At 48.1% G+C, this 20,836-nt stretch carries 11 protein-coding genes and 2 tRNA genes; 10 read left to right on the top strand and 3 right to left on the bottom strand.

The genetic code is table 11. The annotated features are described in order from the left end of the window. Positions 1-154: 154 nt before the first annotated feature. The 6 genes from AC3A8L_RS10035 to AC3A8L_RS10010 all read left to right on the top strand — a co-directional run bounded on the left by AC3A8L_RS10035 (position 155) and on the right by AC3A8L_RS10010 (position 10,441). Entirely contained in the window at positions 155-862 is a 708-nt protein-coding gene (locus AC3A8L_RS10035; protein ID WP_487962111.1) for a hypothetical protein, read from the top strand. Positions 863-1,110: 248 nt separating this feature from the next. Then, positions 1,111-1,266 (top strand): hypothetical protein, encoded by a 156-nt coding sequence (locus tag AC3A8L_RS10030; protein ID WP_487962110.1) that lies wholly within the window; start codon positions 1,111-1,113, stop codon positions 1,264-1,266. 168 nt (positions 1,267-1,434) lie between these two features. Beyond that, positions 1,435-4,419, top strand: a complete 2,985-nt coding sequence (locus tag AC3A8L_RS10025; protein WP_487962109.1) for a DUF1592 domain-containing protein — start codon at positions 1,435-1,437, stop codon at positions 4,417-4,419. A 54-nt stretch (positions 4,420-4,473) separates the two neighbouring features. Continuing rightward, entirely contained in the window at positions 4,474-5,730 is a 1,257-nt protein-coding gene (locus AC3A8L_RS10020) for a DUF1552 domain-containing protein (protein WP_487962108.1), read from the top strand. A gap of 192 nt (positions 5,731-5,922) precedes the next feature. Next, on the top strand, positions 5,923-9,390 hold the full coding sequence (gene mfd / locus AC3A8L_RS10015; protein ID WP_487962107.1) for a transcription-repair coupling factor: 3,468 nt from the start codon (positions 5,923-5,925) through the stop codon (positions 9,388-9,390). Positions 9,391-9,442: 52 nt separating this feature from the next. Further along, entirely contained in the window at positions 9,443-10,441 is a 999-nt protein-coding gene (locus tag AC3A8L_RS10010) for a CsiV family protein (RefSeq protein WP_487962106.1), read from the top strand. 92 nt (positions 10,442-10,533) lie between these two features. Here the strand turns inward: AC3A8L_RS10010 and AC3A8L_RS10005 are convergent, their stop codons facing one another. Next, positions 10,534-10,746, bottom strand: a complete 213-nt coding sequence (locus AC3A8L_RS10005; RefSeq protein ID WP_487962105.1) for a cold-shock protein — start codon at positions 10,744-10,746, stop codon at positions 10,534-10,536. Positions 10,747-11,189: 443 nt separating this feature from the next. Between AC3A8L_RS10005 and AC3A8L_RS10000 the strand changes: the two genes are divergently transcribed. The 4 genes from AC3A8L_RS10000 (at position 11,190) to AC3A8L_RS09985 (ending at position 15,718) form a co-directional block, all read left to right on the top strand. After that, positions 11,190-12,713 carry a capsule assembly Wzi family protein gene (locus AC3A8L_RS10000; RefSeq protein WP_487962104.1) on the top strand — a complete coding sequence of 508 codons (1,524 nt, stop codon included), beginning with the start codon at positions 11,190-11,192 and terminating at the stop codon, positions 12,711-12,713. 44 nt (positions 12,714-12,757) lie between these two features. Next, the gene (locus AC3A8L_RS09995) at positions 12,758-15,304 is read left to right on the top strand and encodes a polysaccharide biosynthesis/export family protein (RefSeq protein WP_487962103.1); all 2,547 of its coding nucleotides are present in this window, start codon (positions 12,758-12,760) and stop codon (positions 15,302-15,304) included. A 124-nt stretch (positions 15,305-15,428) separates the two neighbouring features. Then, positions 15,429-15,505: transfer RNA gene (locus AC3A8L_RS09990), tRNA-Val, on the top strand. Between the two features lie 137 nt (positions 15,506-15,642). Beyond that, positions 15,643-15,718, top strand: a tRNA-Asn gene (locus AC3A8L_RS09985). A 217-nt stretch (positions 15,719-15,935) separates the two neighbouring features. Here the strand turns inward: AC3A8L_RS09985 and AC3A8L_RS09980 are convergent. Together AC3A8L_RS09980 and AC3A8L_RS09975 are read right to left on the bottom strand one after the other, a co-directional pair. Further along, positions 15,936-17,225 (bottom strand): DUF1552 domain-containing protein, encoded by a 1,290-nt coding sequence (locus tag AC3A8L_RS09980; RefSeq protein ID WP_487962102.1) that lies wholly within the window; start codon positions 17,223-17,225, stop codon positions 15,936-15,938. A 65-nt stretch (positions 17,226-17,290) separates the two neighbouring features. Next, the gene (locus tag AC3A8L_RS09975) at positions 17,291-20,341 is read right to left on the bottom strand and encodes a DUF1592 domain-containing protein (protein WP_487962101.1); all 3,051 of its coding nucleotides are present in this window, start codon (positions 20,339-20,341) and stop codon (positions 17,291-17,293) included. Positions 20,342-20,836: the final 495 nt, after the last annotated feature.

Below are 20,836 nucleotides of genomic sequence, written 5' to 3'. Positions count from 1 at the left end.
CGCTTTGAGCAACGAAGATAAGGAGGTCGAAATCAAGCATTAGTGGATAAAATATTGTTTCCTCGCCCCTAAAAGCATCCGCTAAACCGAACTTACCTCCAACCGTTAAGTCTGAGTCCACTCAAAGATAGGACAATTATTTAACGGTTGAGACATGGATGGAATCGGTTACGGCCTCACGGCTGAGCTCACAGAGCAATACCTCAAACGCGAGCGCCCTGCTCCGACATCGAAAATAGCATTAAACCTGACCGCGATATTCACCTGTATCTTTTTAGCGGGGGCCCATCAGGCACTATGGGAAGATTACCTCAACAATGCGCCTCAAACCGCCTGGTTGACCACGATTAAGTTAACCGTCAATACACCGAAACCACACGCTGCCAAACCCGATGCAGCCATAAAATCCCCCTCGACAGCGCAAATGAAGCCAGCACCGTCACAGACAAACCAGCGCAAGCTTTTACCCCCCAAAAAAGCCAGCTCGATCGCCTTAACAACTCCTCAGCCTAGCCAAATCCCGACGACTCCAATACCGGCACAAAACAGCCATGAACCCATTCAACCGTGGAGCAACGTTTTTGACAGCCAGCTGCGTAAGAAACTTCAGCAGTCGTCATCACAATACCCACAACGTGAATCACACCCTCAAATAATCACTTATCGCAATTTAGATGGCAGCGAGGAGGTACAGCAAGGCAGCCGATGCTTTACCGTTAAGCAAAATGATATTAGCCCTACCGGGCTTCAGTGGTCTCTTCCTCATCACTGCAAAGGGCAACTCACACAATCGGAGCATATTGCGCGAGGCTTAAATCAAGCAATGAAAGCCCGCTTCCCCAAAGAAAAACCTTCACCTTAGAAGACACCTTAGAGAGTCGAGGAAAATCACGACTTTTAAAAATAGTGAAGGTTTTCACCATCAACCAGGGTAAAAAAACGATTACTGCGTCACAAGTGATTCAACAACCAGAAACAACCCGAATAAAAAAAGAATACCAACCAATGGGTGTTGAGCCTCCAGCGCGCAACCCCTTCCAAATAGCTACTCACTGTAAAGACTCGATAGAACAAAAACCAAAAAACATCATATGGTAAAAAAACCACCAAATGAAAACATTAATTGTGGGTTATAAAAAAACAACAAATCCACTAAAAAATGACAACGCAAGTCAAATCGTCGCCAGTGCCGACCAAATTATTCAATCTCACCGAAACAATAGAACCCAACAACGACAAGGGATTCAGCCTAGTTCACAGTTTTAAAACTGTGCTCGGTACCGCATCACGCAACGCCATTCTTTGTTTTGTATTATGGATCCAAAGCAATCAAACTATCGATTATTAAAAAACAACATTCGCTAGATACACATTCTAAGAAATACCGACATAACCCGATTGATAGCAGGGTTATTCAGCAACTGGGAGCACACCATGATGATTAAGATAATGCGGAGGCTAGATGTGGACACGTCAAAGTCAAAGCCATTGAGTACCTCAGCCAAACTGCTGGGCTTAGCCTTAAGCGCGTTTATAGTAGCCGCTTGTGATGGCGGCGGCATAAAAAGCAGCTCAAGTACTCAAACAGACAACTCATCGAGCGAAACCACTCAATCGTCTACACCGATAAGCTCATCGTCAATAGCTTCCAGCGCCTCAAGCGAAGATTCCGGCTTTGAAGGTAACGCTGGGCAAGGCCTGGATAAATTTACTGCTCAGTGTGCTTTGTGCCACACGGATAACGGAGATGGCACCTTTGGAGCGAACGGAACATACTTTGATATCAATAATTTCACCTATCCATCGTCGAACACCTACCCGAATACGATCACGGGCTTAACAGACTATATCTTCGACCGTATGCCCAAGCAGATTGCGCTGCCCGAAACTTGCGAAGCTGACTGCGCCGACGATATCGCCGCTTATCTCTGGGGGCTGCGTTCAGCGACCACATCAAGCCAAGCGAGTAGCTCATCTGAGCCCACGTTAGTGAGAACGCAATTCAGCGATTTCACGGCTAATATTTCAGACGGCGCCACAGCTTATGACCAAATGTGTGTCAGCTGTCATGGTGACGAAGGGAAAGGCGACGGTCTAACGCAGCTCCCCATCAAATTGGGCAACTTCCCAACCAATGGCATCTTGCACAGCTACATCGAAGTTAATATGCCGAAGAAAAGTAGTACAACTGGCGGGCCAACAACCTGCGTAGGCCAGTGTGCTGCCGACCTTACCGCACTAATGGATACTTGGCGCGCGCCCGTGGTTGCCGCCTGTAATGCAGACGACCCGGTTATCTATACCGAGCGCTCCCTCAAGCTGCTAACAAGTAGCGAGTACCGTAACTCGATTCAAGATTTATTCCCTACAGGCCAAGTTCCTAGCGAATTTTTAGCCACACTACCCGATATTAAAATTGGTAAATTCCCCAATCACTTCGACGCCGTTGTTATTGGTGGTCGTGCTCGTCAATTTATGACCAATGCCGAGAACATTACCGACTGGGCTCTCGAGAACGACTTATTACCAGCCTGTACTGATGCCGCAGCTTGCGCCAATACATTTATTAACGATTTCGCCTATCGCGCTTTCCGTCGCCCGCTGACCAACGGCCCAAGTGCAGGCGAAAACGAAGTGGCACAAATGCAAGAATTGTTCGCACAGGCACCCAACGCCCGCACCGGTTTACGCTGGGCTGTTATCGCGACTTTAACCTCGCCTAACTTTTTATACCGTTCAGAAATGGGCGTGAAAGTCTCTGAGGCTCTCGCCAACGGTTGGAATACCGGCGGTGGTGCGGGCGTAGGCGATGCAGCCGATTATATTGCCGATGGTGCAGGTGTGACGGTTAACGGCGCCAACTTTGCCACCAAAGGTAGCGGCGAAGCCATTCCCGACTTTGGTTACAACATGTATACCAACGGTACCTCAAGCCAGCAATTTAACTTTCCAGACCCTGCCCTTTTAAGCGTTACCGTAAAAGGTAATGACATGGATATGGTATGGCCAGAAATGCAACTTAGCGTTGGCCAAACCGCGGTTGCTACCGAAATGGTCGCAAGCTACGACCAAACCACTTACACCTACCTTGTTACTGGCCAAAGCGGCAATCAAAACGTATCGATTCAATTTGCAAACGATGGTGGCCGCGAACCTTACGGCACACCCGGTAACGATATCGACCTTCACATTGGCGATGTTAATGTTGCCCCGGCCAAACTAAAAGCAACCGACAACACCATGGACACACGTTCGGCCCTTGAACAAGCCGATCCCGACGCCTATGTTTTAGATCCTTACGAGTACGCTGCAGCACTCAGCTACACCTTCACCGGTAGTACGCCCGATGCACAATTGATGGCCGCTGCGACGTCTGGCGCTATTAACGACCCCGCCGAAGTTGAGCTGCAAATTGAGCGCCTACTCGAGAGCGATGCCGTTGAGCGTCACATGAAAGAGTTTTCCGAAACATGGATGCGTGTTGATCATATGTATGAGCCCGCCTTCCTTCGCAATGGCAACAATTTCGATGAGTCTATTCGTGACGCCATGATCGAAGAGCTTCGCACCACTTTCTGGAATGTATTCGATAACGAAGACGTACCTTTCAGTGAGATGTACAGCGCCGATTATGTTTTTGCCAACAGAGCATTAGCCGATTTTTATGGCCTGCCCTTCAACGGCGGCAATGCTAATGAGTTTGTGAAAATCAATACCACCGAACGCGGCGGCTTACCAACCATGGGTGCCTTCCTTGTGAATTGGGCTCACCCAGACGAAACCGCCCCTATCCTGCGCGCCGTTAACGTTCGCGAGCAAATGCTATGTCACCACATTGATCCACCACCGCAAACTAACGTAGAACAGCGCGAGGCCTTGAAGCTCGCTGTTGATGCGCTATTGGCTGATGGCACAATGAGCACTCGTCGCTACTACGGTTTAATTACCGACGACAAAGACTGTAGTTCTTGTCACGAACACGACATCAATCCATTAGGCTTCGGTTTAGAAGATTTTGACAATACAGGCTTACCACGCACCACCCAGCTAGACTTAGGCAACCAAGGCCAAGTACTGAACATTGATAGTAGTGGCGTTCTATTTGGCCCAGAAATCTTTAAAGACAACGGCACAGCTGTTGACTTTAACGGCGCTAAATCGTTGTCTAAAGCGCTGGCTGAAACAGATGCCGTGCAAGCGTGTTTGTCTGAAAAAGCCTTCCGTTTAGCTGTAGGTCGCCCCACCAAGCCTACCGCGCGCGACCAACTAACCAGCGAGCGTGCACTCACAGACACCGAGATTCAAGACTATGCTTGTGCATCACAAACACTCAACAATGCACTTAAACAATCGAATCAAAGCCCCAAAGCTATGCTAAAAACCTTGGGTACTTTAGATTTAATCCGCTTCCGTCGGTAACTCTTTAGGTTCTATCAGAGTTCATCGAAGCGAAACCGACTAAGAGGAATCATTATGAAATTTGTAAAAAACAGTAAAGAGCGCGCTCAAAATAGTGAGCGCCGCCGCTTTTTAGACATGATCACGCGTGCGGGTGTTTCTACCGCGCTGTTAAAAGCATCGCCCTTCGCGGCCGGCATTTTTGCCAGCCGCCATGCAATGGCACAAGATACCAATAAGCGTGCCGTTTTCATGTACCTACCTAACGGCGCACCCAATGGTTATTGGCTACCGAATTCGGCCACGGATATGAACGTCGCCACTCGCCCCTATGCCGAAGCCACCATCACCAAAGGGACTCACCAAGGCAAAACTGCCGCCAACTTCTGCGGCTTTCGCGAAGTGGATATGGGCAATGGCGGTCACGGTAATACTCACAACTCGATGGCGGCTTACGCTGGCAGCAACGACAATACGCTCGACACCACACTCGCCAACGAAAACTTCCCCACCTCCATTTACAAAATTATTCGCGCCGGAGTGCAAGTTGGCGGCGGCCCTTCTTTTTGTAAAGAGGCAGGCCAGCAGGCTACTCACCCCAAAAGCAAGCCTGAAGACTTTTATAAAACGATCTTCAGCGGAACGCCACCTACTGCAAATACAGACGATTCGTATAAGCGTGTGATGGAAATGAACCGCTTAGCCTTAAATAATCTACAGCGTAAGCTTGGTGCTGATGAGTACCAGCGTTTCGACACGCATTTGGACTCCCTCAATGAAATTGAGCGCAGCCTCGATGCCGCCAACCAACCGATGGATCTGGGTGAAGAGTGTAAAACGCCGACGATATTCGACCCATCTTCAGCGCATATTATTGATGAAGGCAAAGCTATCGGCGACATTATAGTCGCGGCTTTGAAATGCGGACTCACTAACGTAGCCTCGGTTATGGTAAGCGATGACCAAGCAGGCTGGTTAGCAGGCGATCGCGGCTTGCCCTATAACCTCACCAATATGGGCTTGAACCACCACAACTATTCACACAGCGGCAACGATACCAACACCTCCAATATGATTGCATTGCTGAGTGAAATCCCTGCTCACTTTATTAAGCGATTAGCCGAAGAAACCGGACCTGATGGCTCGCCATTAATCGATACCACCGTATTTGTTCAAGTTACCGATATGGGCGACCCTGGCCACGGCTTAGGTAAAGCCCCCTTTATTGCCGCTTCGAATATGAGTGGCTTTGGCTACAGCGCTGGCAGCGGCAGCCATGCAGACTTTATGGCTGGCCTTCCAGCTCGCATGGGTTTAGCCGGCGACTTGTAGAAAAACATAACCGTAACTCTTTAGCATGTTAAAAGCCAAGGCCTTGTGCCTTGGCTTTTTTTTGCCTTTTTAGGCCATAATCCATAATCCATAATCCAGAAGAATTAAGAATAAAACTCAATGCCATTTGGCCTACCACCATTCATTCGCTAAACTAGCCCCCTCTTGATAGCAGCCCCAAAAGTGATCCCCATGAGTAGTACTCAGCGTCTCGATCTCGGCCTACTGAAACCGCAAAAGCCACAACGACCCGGCGATAAAATTCAATGGGGTAATGCTAACGGCACAGCCGGTGTGCTCGCCATTGCCGAGCTGGCCAGCCAGTTATCCAGTAGCAGTGTTGTCATCGCCCAGAATATGTCGGAAGCCGACCGCTTAGAGCAAGACTTAGCCGAGCTATTCAAAGGCGTTGATAACGCACCGCAGCTAGTGCACTTTTCAGATTGGGAAACACTGCCCTACGATACCTTCTCGCCACATCAAGATATTATTTCAGCGCGCATGCGCACCCTCTATCAATTAGCGCTGGACGAGCGCTGCCTCATCGTCGTTACCGCAGCAACCTTAATGCAGCGTATTGCACCGGCGAGCTACATATTAAGTAACAGTTTGGTCGTCGCGAAAGGCGATAAAATACAACTCGAAAAGCTGCAAGCCAATCTCGTCGACGCCGGCTACAACAAAGTAGACTCTGTATTCCAACACGGTGAATTTGCACTGCGCGGCGCGCTGATCGATATATTCCCGATGGGAAGCGATGACGCCTATCGCATCGAGCTATTCGACGACGAGGTCGATACCTTGCGCACTTTCGACCCCGAAAGCCAGCGCACTATCGCGCATGTAGAGCTTATCGAATTACTGCCTGCCAAAGAATGCCCGCTAGACAGCCAAGCAATTAGTCGCTTCAGAAGCCAGTGGCACGACGCCTTTGATGTCGACCACCGCGCCTGCCCAGTTTACCGCTCCGTAAACGATGGCCAATCACCCGCTGGCGTAGAATATTATTTACCGTTATTTTTTGAAGAAACCGCCAGCCTGCTGGATTATTTACCGGAAGATTCCACGCTATTTATCACCGGCGAACTCGATACTGCCGTCGAGAACTTTTGGCGCGATGTTAATAATCGCTACAACAGCCGCAGTGGCGACAGGCTCAATCCGGTTTTGCCGCCGGCAAAAGTATGCTTACCGGTTAACGAGCTATACCAACACCTGAAACCCTTTAGCCGAGTTACCTTAACGGATGCACGCCTCGAAGAAAAAGTGGGGCAAAGTAATTTACCCGTGTTAGCGCTGCCGCAACTCGCCATTGATGACCGCGCGCAAGAGCCGCTCGAAGCCTTGCACAGCTTCTTACTAGACTTTAAAGGCCGCGTGCTTTTTGGCGCCGAAACCAATGGCCGCCGCGAAATATTGCTCGAACAATTTAAAACGATTAAACAAAACCCGATTGAAGTCGCCAACATTGCGACCTTTTTTAACAACGGCAGCAAAAGCGCAATTACCCTAGGTAACTGGGAGCGGGGCTTTATTCTAGAAGACCGCTCTCTGGCCGTAATTCCAGAAGCTGCTTTGTATGGCCAGCGCATAAAACAGGCCCGCCGCCGCAAGAAAAACGCCACCGACCAAGACGCCGTTATTAAAAATTTAACGGAATTGAAAATGGGCGCACCGGTTGTCCACATCGACCACGGTGTAGGGCGTTATCGGGGCTTGGAAGCCATTGAAATTGACGGCAGTTGTGATGAGTTTTTATTGCTCGAATACGCCAACGAAGCCAAGCTTTATGTGCCGGTTGCCAACCTGCATGTTATTAGCCGTTACAGTGGCGGCGAAGAACACGCACCACTGCATCGCTTAGGCACTGACCAATGGCGCAACGCAAAACGTAAAGCCGCTGAACAAATTCGTGATGTGGCCGCCGAGCTGTTGGTTATTTACGCTAAACGCCAAGCGCGTTCTGGGCATAAATTTGATAACCCTAAAGACGCATTACGACAATTCGCCGCCAGTTTTCCGTTTGAAGAAACCCCCGACCAAGAGCAAGCCATTAACGCCGTTCGATCGGATATGTTAAGCCCGCGCCCCATGGACCGATTAGTTTGTGGTGATGTGGGTTTTGGTAAAACCGAAGTTGCGATGCGCGCCGCATTTATTGCCGTACAAAATAGTAAGCAAGTCGCCATATTGGTACCGACAACACTGCTTGCGCAGCAACATTACGAAAACTTTAAAGACCGTTTTGCCGACTGGCCCGTAACGGTCGAAGTGTTATCTCGCTTTAGAACGGGTAAGCAAACCACCGAAACGCAAAAGCGTATTAGCGAAGGCAAAGTAGACATCGTTATTGGGACACACAAGTTACTCAGTAAAGATATGTCATTTCCCGATTTAGGCTTATTGATTATCGATGAAGAACACCGCTTTGGGGTTCGACAAAAAGAAGCTATTAAAGCGCTGCGCTCAGCTGTCGACATATTAACAATGACAGCCACACCAATACCGCGAACACTCAACATGGCCATGAATGGTATTCGCGACTTATCCATTATTGCCACCCCCCCTGCTAAACGCTTATCGGTAAAAACCTTTGTTCGCCAAAGCGATCCGAACATTACAAAAGAAGCCATCCTGCGAGAAATTTTGCGAGGTGGTCAAGTGTATGTACTCCACAACGAAGTGAGCACGATCGAAAAATTCGCGCGGGAGATTGCAGAGCTTGTTCCAGAAGCCAAAGTTGATATCGGCCATGGCCAAATGCGCGAGCGTGAACTCGAGTCCGTAATGAGCGATTTTTATCACAAGCGTTTTAATGTGCTTGTGTGTACAACCATTATCGAAACCGGTATTGACGTACCCAACGCCAATACCATGATCATTGAGCGCGCCGACAAATTCGGTTTGGCGCAACTGCATCAGCTGCGCGGGCGCGTTGGCCGATCGCATCATCAAGCTTACGCCTACCTGTTAACACCGCACCCTAAAACACTGACCCCCGATGCTCAAAAACGCCTCACAGCTATCGAAGAAGCACAAGATTTAGGCGCAGGCTTTACCCTAGCTTCTCACGATTTAGAAATTCGTGGCGCCGGTGAGCTTCTAGGGGATGATCAAAGCGGGCAAATTCAAGCGATTGGTTTTTCACTTTACATGGACATGTTAGATCGCGCGGTTAAGGCGATTCAAAACGGAGAGGAAATAGACCTAGAGAAACCCGAGAAAAACGGCTGCGAAATTAACTTACGCATACCGGCACTCATCCCTGATGATTATCTACCCGATGTGAATAACCGACTTATTTTATATAAACGCATTGCCAGTATTCAAAGCGGTGACGATAGCGACGACCTGCAAGTTGAAATGATCGACCGCTTTGGTTTAATGCCCGATGCCGTAAAAAATCTATTTAGAATTACAGCCTTTAAACTACAAGCGCAAAAATTAGGCATTGTGAAAATCGAAGCCTCGAGCGTTAGCGGTAAAATCGAATTTGATGAGAAGCCCAATGTGGACCCAATGACCATTATTCAAATGGTTCAAAGGCAACCACAAAACTACCAACTCGAAGGCGCCAATAAACTGAAATTTATTGATGACATGCCAAATGCACAAGAAAGATTAGAGCGTGTACAACAAATGCTCGATGCCCTGAGCTAAAAAACTCGCACCCCTGTTAATACAGGAAAAAAGCGACGACGAGAATAGTAAAATGAATACAGCTTTGTATAGAACAATTAAGGCCGCGTTTTGGGGACTGATTGCATTAAGCGCTCAAAGCTTAACCGCTGAAGAGGCGCCACAGCCCTATCACATAGAGGTTATTGTCTTCGAACGCCTGGCCACAGCTTACGACGCTCCCGAGCATTGGCGTAAAGATTTTGCTCTCGCGTATCCACCCAACTATCGATTAATTCGGCCGGACAAACATTTATTACCCGACGAAACCGATTTAGTGCCCAGCACAAGCCTCGAAACTGACTACGTTCAAGCGACATTAGAGATGGAGTCCAATACCACCGAGTTGAATTCAGTCGCGGCACCTCTCGCTCAACGCAATGCCCGCGCTTTACCGGAACGCCCTGCCGAGGCCTACGAACTGAACCCGCAAGCTACAAGTATTAACCGTAAAAGCCAAATGCGCGTGCTTTTTCATAAAGCTTGGCAGCAAGCTTTAATCCCTACAAAACAAGCACCTTATGTCGTGTTAACCGGAGGGGAAGCTTTTGACGGGGTACATGAGCTAGGTGGTACCATTCGATTTAGCGTGAATAAATATATTCACGTCGATACCCAGCTATGGCTGACACAATTCGGGCCTAATTACGGCCAAGAATCTGAGTGGCCCACGCCCCCTATAGAGCCAACGTTGGCGACACCGATAAAAACAGCGTCGGTTTTTTTACTGCCCGAGGAAGAAGCCCCCATTGAATACGGTATTAACCAGGGCTCGGTAGCCAGCATTACCAAAGCGCCGCAGTTCAGCGGAACAGTTTTAGGCCAAAACAATTTTAATAGCCGTGATGCTCTCGATAGCACTCAAGCGCGACAGTATCTCGCTAATGAAATCATCGTACTCGAGCAGTCTCGACGTATGCGCAGCCGCGAACTACATTACATCGACCACCCGCGATTAGGTATTCTCGTGAAAATCATTCCGCTCAGTTTTGAAGAAGCCGCCAAACTCGCGCCCAATAGCGATGCACAGTAGCGACGTATAATAAGCATGGATTGATGGATACAAATTTCAGGCATAAAAAAACCGACATCAACGTCGGTTTTTTTATGAAGCTTTATAAAGTATTACAAACAGGCGACATCGTCCGCTTGCAGTCCCTTATCCCCTTCGAGCAACTCAAACTCCACCTCTTGGCCTTCGGCGAGAGAGCGGTAGCCTTCACCGCGGATATTGCGGTAATGCACAAAGATATCATCCGTTGTTTCGCCACGGGTGATAAAGCCATATCCACGGGCATTGTTAAACCATTTTACAGTGCCGGATTCGCGAGCTGACATGATAAGAACCTCTTACTTTATTATTTAAATCCCAAAAACTTCATTACAAAGAATGAACTCCGTCTTTCAAAGCTTTAATACCTTGCTCCAGAAAGATAAGGCAAAAATAGGGGAATTTTCTCTAGGTGTCTAGCCTATACACTGACTTTTTGTAGGCTTATATGCCAAAATGCAAATATTAATCATATTTTGTGAACCGCAGCCGCTGATTAATCAAGAGGCAGGAATTAACTGTTTAAAATTACAGCAAACGATCGTTTGTTTTCTTTTTACTCAGCCTTTACTCCAGCATTCCCTAACAGGAACATTAAATTAAAATCATTACCCGACTTATTCAGTAGTCACCCACTATTTGACTATCCAATAAAAGCCCCTAATATGCATGCTCAGTTTTTTAGACACACCGATAGCAAAGCACTAAAACGCTTTAAAGGATGTAGATTGTGTTAACTCGTGTCATGGCGAGCCTTCTTGCCACCTTAGGCATTAGCGCCCCCGCTCTTGCAAGCCCATGGATAGAGCCTGGGGATACCCGCAGCAGACATCACATTCAATTTTTGGTGGACTCTGGCGCCCTAACGATTCCTGCCAACACTTGGCCGCTGCCTTGGGCTAGCGTTAAACAAGGCATGGAACGAATAAAGCTTGCCCAGCTCACTCCCGCACAGGCATGGTCACTAAGCTATTTAGAACACGCCTTCGACAAAATTAACGATGGGGCTTACACCCAATCCCGCTCTCACATTGCCAGCAGCCCAGAAATCTTACAGGGCTTTGAAGCGAGCTCACGCGAAGAAAAAGAGTTTCAAACCGGCTTTGCTTACACTGGCAATAATTTTGCGATGAAGTTAACCGCAACCTTTGCGGAAGAACCCAACGATGGCAAACGTGGTCGCGCCGACGGAAGCTACATCGCGCTGCTATTAGGCAACTGGGCAGCAGGCATTGGCACCGTAGACCAATGGTGGGGCCCTGGCTGGCACAGCAGTGCAATCCTCTCTAGCAACGCACGCCCCGCACCCGGCTTTTTTCTTCGCCGTAATCGTAGTGATGCCTTCACGACACCACTCTTAAGTTGGCTGGGAGAATGGCAATTCACAACCTTCGCCAATGAAATACAGGGCGCCAATTACGATAACGATAAGCCAATCCTCTGGGGTGCCCGGGCTAGCGCCTCTCTATTACGGGGGCTAGAAGTAAGCCTAAGTCGTACCGCATTATGGGCCGACAACCTGATTATTAAAGAGAGTGAACCCTCCTTCGCTACCGAAGACTCGCTAACAAAAACGGTATTCACCAGCCAGTCCGACCGAAAAAAACAAACACAGCTCACCAGCCTCGATATACGCTATGCCTTTAATCTAAGCGCCAGCAATATTGCGGTTTATGCACAAGTCACTCAAGAGCAACGGCGCCAACAAGATACTAGCGCCACAGCGATGGGCGGGATTGACCTGTCTGCAGTCTTATTCGACACCCACCATCGCCTGACCCTAGAGGGCAGTAATAGCATTAGCGGGTTTTATAATAATCCGAAATACAATACCAGCTACGAAACAAGTTTTAGTAACAACCCATCGGGCGATAGCGTTAGCTACAATTCTGGTTACAATTCTGGCTACAACTCTGGCTACAGGAATAATGGTAGAAACATTGCTGTCAACAGCGACAATGATAGCGAAGTCATTAGTCTTGCCGGCCAGCACTACTTCACCAACGGTCACGCCGTAACCTGGCGCATCTCCCATGCCGACATTAACCACGATGGCACGAGCGCACCGCTGTTCGGCGATAATGCTTTCAGCACCGAACATACGCAAGTTGATAATACCCAGTTACAATACCGCTTTCCTGTTACCGCAAGACTGATGGCTGAAGTTGGCGCAAGTCACTTAAGTCGCGACATTGTCATTGATGGTGAAGCCGTTAAATCCAGCCTGCACCTGTCGCTATTTCACCACTGGTAATTATGATGCCGACTAGATTAACGCGCCAACAAAGCATTTTACCCATGACGAATAATAAGCCTATCGCTATCGTTCAGCTCGATTGCTCCCAACAACAGCCCCAACCTAGCATGCCCTTTCTTATGAACATTACCCAGACTCGAATTTATCGCCGACTTCGCTCCGCCGCACTGGCTTCAGTGTTTGGCATCATGGCATCCGTCACTGGAACAGCCTCGGCACAAATGCCTTCGCCAGGGCAAATAGCCCAACTTAAATCAATGTCTCCGGCACAACAGAAAGCGCTGGCACAATCGGTAGGTGTGGATATCGGTAGCGTTGGCAAACAAGCCAATAACAACCAGCCCAACCTCAGCGAAAATACCGTCAACAATGCAGAGGACAGCGCACAAACTGAGATTGTCGACGGCAGCGAACAAAAAAACGCCAAGGCTAAAGCTCGCGGCGGCAGCTCCCGAATTTTTGGCTTAAGTCTATTTCAAGGCGACCCCAACAGCTTTAACCCAGCCACCAATGTCCCTGTACCCTCGGACTACATTGTAGGTCCCGGCGATAACATCATTATTCAACTTTTCGGCAAAGAAAATGCCACCTACCCGTTTACGATTAACCGGGAGGGGCAAGTCCAATTCCCCAACATTGGCCCTATCACTCTCGCAGGAATGACCTTTCAAAAAGTTCAAGAACTTATCGACATCACGGTAGCCGAGCGCATGGTCGGCGTTAAAGCCTCAACCACCATGGGTGCACTTCGCACGATTCGGGTTTTTGTTTTAGGTGAAGTTAAAAGGCCTGGATCATTTACTGTGGGCTCACTGGCAACCATGACCAATGCCATTTTTGCCAGCGGCGGCATTACCGGTGTTGGCTCTCTGCGCCGCATTCAGCTTAAACGCGGCAACAAAACCATTACCGAAATGGACCTGTATGAGCTACTACTATCAGGCAATACCAAAACAGATTCACGCCTATTACCTGGCGATGTTATTTTTGTGCCTCCGGTTGGCACCACAGCAGAGATTACCGGCAGCATCAATCGCCCAGCGCAATACGAACTTAAAGACGCTAAGAACCTGGCCGCGCTGGTGAAAATGGCTGGAGGCCTTACCAATACCTCTCATGCTGCTAAAGTCGCAATAACCCGTGTTAATGCTATCGGCGAGCGCAGCCTTTTTAACGTTGACCTCACGCAGCGCAGCGGTAAAGCCTTCAAACTTCAGGACGGCGATAAAATTTCAATTGGCGGCGCACTGGATTACATCAACAACCAAATCACAATAAAGGGCAGCGCTAAGCGGCCAGGACTTTACTCATGGCACCAAGGCATTCGCTTTAGTGATGTGATCAGCACCCCCTATGAAGTTATGCCAGGTACCGATATTGATGTTGCCCTGCTACAAAGTATGTCTCCAGAAACAGGGCGCATAGAGACGCGCCTATTTTCCCCCTCTGCGGCCTGGAGCGCGCCCAATAGCGAACAAGACCCCATTTTGAACGGCTACGATGAAGTGATTCTTTTTGATCTCACATCAAACCGACCCGCAATGCTGGAAGCCACGATTAACATGCTGCGCCAGCAGTCTCGCTTTAAAGAGCGCGTACAAACCGTTTTTGTTACCGGCAGCGTTAAATTCCCAGGGAATTATCCGCTCACCATCGGCATGAATACCGAAAAATTAATCGAGCTTGCCGGCGGCCTTACCGAAAGCGCCTACGGCTCAAACGGCGAAATCACGCGCTACGAGATTTCAGACGAATTGCAGCGCATTGTTATGCACATTAACGTCAACCTACAAGATGAACCTCGATCGCTATTACCTGGCGACACCCTAAATATCAAACAAGTCCCCTTATGGAAAAAGCGTGAAACTGTCATGCTGAAAGGTGAGGTTATGTTTCCCGGACCCTATACCATACTGCCTGGCGAAACACTCATGGATGTACTAACTCGCGCTGGCGGCTTAACGCCCTATGCCTATCCATTAGGCGCTGTTTTTTCACGCCAAGAACTGCGTCAGCTTGAGCAACAGCGCTTGAATGAGTTACGCAGCAAACTAGAAGCCGACATCGCGGTCAGTAATACCGAGGTGGCTGTCGGGAAAAATGCAATGGAAGCCGAAGATACCAAAGCATTACTGCAAAAAATAGAGCGTACTAAACCCCTCGGCCGCATGGTAATCGACCTTCCGTTAGTACTCGAAACACCCGACATTAATGACTTCCCACTGGAAGACGGTGACGAGCTGATCATTCCGCGCTATAAGCCTTCGGTGACTGTTATTGGCGAAGTGCAGTACCCTACCTCCCACTTCTACGATAACAAGCTCAGCTCAAAGCAATATATCAAACGCTCTGGCGGCACCAAGAAACACGCCGACACCGACCGCATCTATATTGTTAAGGCAAATGGCCGCGTTATAGAACCCTCACGCTCCAACTGGTTTCGCGTTAAAAGCGAAGGCATACAGCCTGGCGACACTATCGTAGTGCCTTTAGATACCGAAAGCTTAGATGGCTTAGAGATCTGGTCTAAAACCACGCAGATCCTTTACCAAGCCGCATTGGGTGCTGCTGCAGTCGGCAGCCTATAGCCAGGCATACATTCGCACAGCTAATACTCAAAAACCGAAGCTCAGCTTCGGTTTTTTTATGTCCGAAACACTCTTCTCTCTTGCGTTGGCTGACTACAGCCATTAGAATGCGCGTCCTCTGTATAGGACCGTAGCTCAGCTGGTTAGAGCACCACCTTGACATGGTGGGGGTCGGCGGTTCGAGTCCGCCCGGTCCTACCAATTCTTTTTCCGCTTATTTGTGGGAATATAAAAGAGTTGATTCAACAGAGAGCGTCACAGTACGTGACCTTCGTGGTGACAACCTTTTGAAGAAAAAGGCAATGTAGAGTCCACCACTACTTCAGCAAGAAATCAATTCCGCTTTAGCTCAGCTGGTAGAGCAAATGACTGTTAATCATTGGGTCGCTGGTTCGAGTCCAGCAAGCGGAGCCAAACATAAAAAGGCCGTCACATCAGTGACGGCCTTTTTCGTTTTCCGGCCATACATTTAAAAAATAGCGCACAACAAGCCAGCCATTAATCATGACCCGCGAAATTCATACGCAGCCGCCCATAAAAAAGCGGCCCCCGCTAGAAGGCCGCTTTTTGTTCAATGACGAATGAAACAAGAAAACAATTTTCTTCCGCTAACTGTTTGTATCCTCGCCTCTTACACAATATCGCCGATGGTATTCCCCCGCAAACCAGCAATGCCCGGAATATCTTTACACAATGCAGTATTACCACCGTAGGAACCGAAGTTGGAACGCATCGGTGCGCCAGAAGCTAATATCCAAGGTGTTCCCGACGGGCTATGATTGTTGCCGTAACCCATTTCACTAAACTGTACAAATAGCGTTGAATCGATGAGGGGGACGCCGGTGGCATCGGTCTCTACAGCCAAGCGTGACAGCAAATATGCAGGCACCTGGCTTATATACGCCAGCATACGCGCTTGATCCATTTTGTGGTTATCACCTGTGCCACCGTGGTTAGCCGAGTGAAAATCCGATACGCTAATACCTGAACTAATATTCATACGCTGCTGCGCGTCGGCGCTTAGGCCCCAGCCGCACTGCGTATCCGACAACATTATTGATGCCACATTGGTTAAACCACACTTTAATGCAGCGACAATAACATCGGCTAATGTTTTTCCGTGCTCAACAATATCATCCGAGTTCGCACCAATAGTACGAACTTCACAGGCATCGTCAGGGGTATCCGTTGAAGCATTTTCTAAACTAGTTTCAATTTTCTCTAGTGCATTTAAATGCTCATCCATTCGGCTTATTTCTTCGGCACCTAATTTACCTTTAATGCTAGTCAGCGCAGCTGCATTCATTTCGAACACCCGCTTATACGTATTATCGCCCGCCACAACTGATGCGCCATTAAACGCCAAATCAAAGACTTCACGTGCACCTTCAGTAAAACTAGAAACCCCACCATTCTCAACAGAGAAGCCGCCCTCGCCCTCACTACGGTGAGCAGACGCACGAAGAATTGAAAAATTACTGGTAAAGCCATTAGATTTTGCAAGTTGCGTATCTAAGGTATTACCAATAGCGCTGGCATAGGTGTTATGGCCCAGCGCTTTAAATATTTCACCGTGCCCCGCAAAAACATTGTCTAACTCATAAAATCGACAATATTCTGAAACGTTATAACCAACAATACCGTCCGCAGCATTACCGCTGCCATAAGCACTCGTCGCGACATTCATAGTACTGCCGCTTGGCTTCCATAAACCAGGAGGAGAGCCATCCGGCTGATACAAAAATACCACGCGCTTTTCATTATTACCTTGGGCCTCACTGTAACGCGCGGCAAATAACCCCATAACTAAAGGGGATGCTTTTAATAGCGAAGTCGATACACCTGCACGAGCTATTAGATCTAAAAATTGTCGACGCTCTTTATTAGCTTTGCGCTCAATAGTGTTTTTAATAAATCTCATAAAATTCTCTCTAAAGTTTTATCCAAGTTCGAGCACTAGCCCGCAAGCAAGCTAGCGCAACCTTATTATTGACGGCGGAAACGCATAAGACTCAGGTTGCCCAGCTCTCTAAAGAGAATCTTAGGATCTTGCCCCGAGGCGGAAAAAACACGTTTCAACTGATCGTTTGCGCAAGCAAAACTTTCGGCTTCGAACTCGTTTAAAACCACATCCGTGCTGACGTTATTAGTATCTATCGCGGTATTTTTAATAGGGCGACTCAATGCCGAGCGGAAGACTTTTTCCACAAAGCACGATTGAACAGCGTCTGTTTGACTTAACGACAACGATAATTCTCGCGCACCATTAATTGGCACAGAAGTTTGATCATAATTTTTGAAGTCTTCCAGTCCCCGAATACCTTCACTGGTGTCTTTATCCAAACCGCCAGACGTCGCATCTACCGCGACTAAGGCTGCACTTATATCAGCACCCTCGGGAAGTTGTTCGGTGCGATAGCGACCAAATCCATCGAAATCCTCCATGGTGGCCCCAACAGGATTGATGTCATAGTAATGACAGATACCACAACCATCATTCGGACCTTCAGACAAAGTCGCGATCTCAAAGTAACGTCGGGTGGTTAAACTGCCATCCGCTTTAGCCGCATCGGCCAGCACTTGCTTTTGATCACGAATTCCCGGCTCCTCATCGATTGAACCTGGTGGAATAATGTGATGACACAACAAATCTTCCCTAACATGCACGCCACGAAAAATAGGTGCCGACCCTTCGTTGTGCGCATGGGCCGCCAAGAAGGCACCCATGGTTACAATACCGCCCCGTTTTTGATTAGCCGGCAATGTTGTTTTAACAAATTCAGACTCATTCGTGCCACTCCACGGAATACTGTAATGCTCAGCTAAACGCTTATTTAAAAAGGTATAGTCGGCAGCATAAAAATCAGAGAAGGGCACATCAGCATTACTGACTATGTACCAAAAGAACTCTTGTAACTCTTCAAGCATTAAGTCACGCAAATCAATATCAGCATCTAAGGCTTCGAGCGCCTTGTTTTTATCAATATCCTGATTTTGCATCCACAAACCAACAAAATCCTTCATATGGCGCTCAGCGCGTGAACTAGCAAACAATCGATCGATTTGAGTCTCAACACCAGCGCGCGCATTCAAACTGCCGTTTGCCGCAGCCGCCAATAAGGCTTGGTCGGGTGTACTGCCAGTAATCATGTAACTTAAGGCCGCCGCATATTCGTAAGCATCGAGAACATAAGCACCACTATCAGACGCTAAACTTGCCAGGTCATCACTAAAGCTACCCTCCGTATCGCCATCGTTCTGTGCAATTAATTGCGCCGCGGATATTTCGGCGTAGGCAACGTGCAAATCAACATCGGTGCCGGGCTCGCCCATAGCACCTGTCGCGCCAGCATCGTTACCAAAATAAATCTGTAATTCACCAGCACCCGCCATACCCAAAACCACATACGTGAAATCCTGATAATCATTCGCGTAATTAGGCGATTCAACAGTATGTGAACCCAGCAGCTCACCGTTAAACGAGACGTTCATGTCCGGCCATACACCATTAAAATCATTACCGCGTACACGCACAGTTAATAATGATGGCGAAGCCGCGCTTAGCGAATGTTTCAAAGAACCATTGGTGTATAACTTAAAGGTGGTATTCGCATCCGGGCTTACTGCACCCACACCGCCACCGGCTTCAGCTTCTTTTGTCGTGAAGTCAACGCCATTAATACGAACCGCATTACCCACCACTTCATAATCATTCGGATTAGCGCTCGCATTGGAACCACCTCCATCGCCATTAAAGAAGGGATCATTAATCGCTTCGCTGACTTTCATACCTAATTCAGAGCGATATAAAAACTGCGGTGAATTTAAAGCACCAACAACTGCCCACTTAATGCCCTCGGCGACGGTAGGCGCCTCTTGGAAGATACGATTGAAATACTCGACCTCACTAAAATCTTCACCGGCTGCTGCCTGTGTTTTTAATGGACGACGAAATGCCATTCGCGCAAAACCATCAATAAATTCACTGGCGCATGCAGCGGCTGTATTCGTCGAGCAGCTCACAAATTCATTGCTGGGTAAGTTATTCCAATCCGCAATGGCGACGGCATTATCAAACAACTGCTTAGCCGAGCCATCTTCCGACACTTGTTTTTTTAACGTATGCGGGAATGAACCAACGTAGTTAGCATCCGGGGCTTTAAGATAATTTTCCGGAACAACCGCATTCGCAGAAAATGACAGGAAAATATCTTGAATAGAATATTTATACTGTAAAGGCGTTAACAGGGGTAATGCACGCTGGGCAAATAAAATATCGGTATCGCTCGAACACGATGTTTCGACGGGGCGCACACTCCACAAATACGCAGAAACATCCGCTGAACATTGTTCCTTACACTCAGCGGGATCCGCTTTAGGCATGCGAGGCTCAATGTAAACATGGAAATCACTCGCCGACTGGTAACCCGCAAAGTTGACCGCATTTTGACCTCGCCCTTCGGTTCCGTGGCAATTGCTACCAGTACACGTATTTTCAAAAATGGTTTTACCTGTATCGGCGTTCGCCATAAAGGCGGAAAAGTTACTAACCGTGCTTGATCCACGCAAAGACCACAAATACTGCCCAACAACTTGCGCGCAATCATTTCCACACGAAGTGGGACTAGATGGAGGCGGCGGCATCTGATCCACAATATATTGCGCTAAACCAGCAACTGTTTCGGCATATACACCGTTAAATTTAGTATCAAACTGGAAGTTATTAACATCAATAACCGATACCGAGCCATCAGAAACTCCACCATCAAAATCGCCGTGACAAGCCGAACAATTCTCGCTATACGTTTGCTCGCCATTCAGTACAGTGCTCTGACTTGACGAACTATTACTCGACGACATTGACATAACCGAGGCCGACGAATTCGCCCCACCATCGCTTGAAGATGTTGTCTGTGTTCCGACACAACCGGTCATTAACCCTGCGGCCAATAACACTCCCATCCAGCGGCGATAACCCTGCTGCCGGCTTCCTTTATTCTCGAGGACCCCAGCGCCCTCTCCCATTTTGCTTAACATACGTTAGCTCCTGATATTACCCGTTAGAATTGGCTTTTTAGCCTTATATTGTGCGCGTGATACTACGGCAAAGGCCTTGCAGGCGGCTTTAGCCAAGTCACAAAATACAAAGGGGTATCCAAGCAGGAAAAAGCATTTTTGAGAGCTTTCGGCTTGAAATAGTGACAACAAACAGACGCGTAACAAATCAACACGCAAAGCCAAGAAGTACTATGCAGGGAATGATCACGGCGACTTAAATATCGGCTTAGTCACGATAAAGCATCGACGCATCACAAAATTAAAAATATCAGCGATTAAAAAAGACAATTAAAAAAACAAAAGACATGACAGTATTTTTTACCTTAGGGGCGAGGTAATAATAGTTTATCCAATTAGGCGAAGAGGGCCTGCAGGGAGGCAGGTTATTAGAATAACGCATGGAGCAGTTATCGATCGGTTTTCTTATCGAGGCGCTTAAAGGGGCGCATGCCTAGGCATGTAACGCTTTGAGCA

Source organism: Marinagarivorans sp., assembly GCF_982758155.1.
This window is presented reverse-complemented; position numbering and strand designations above follow the sequence as displayed.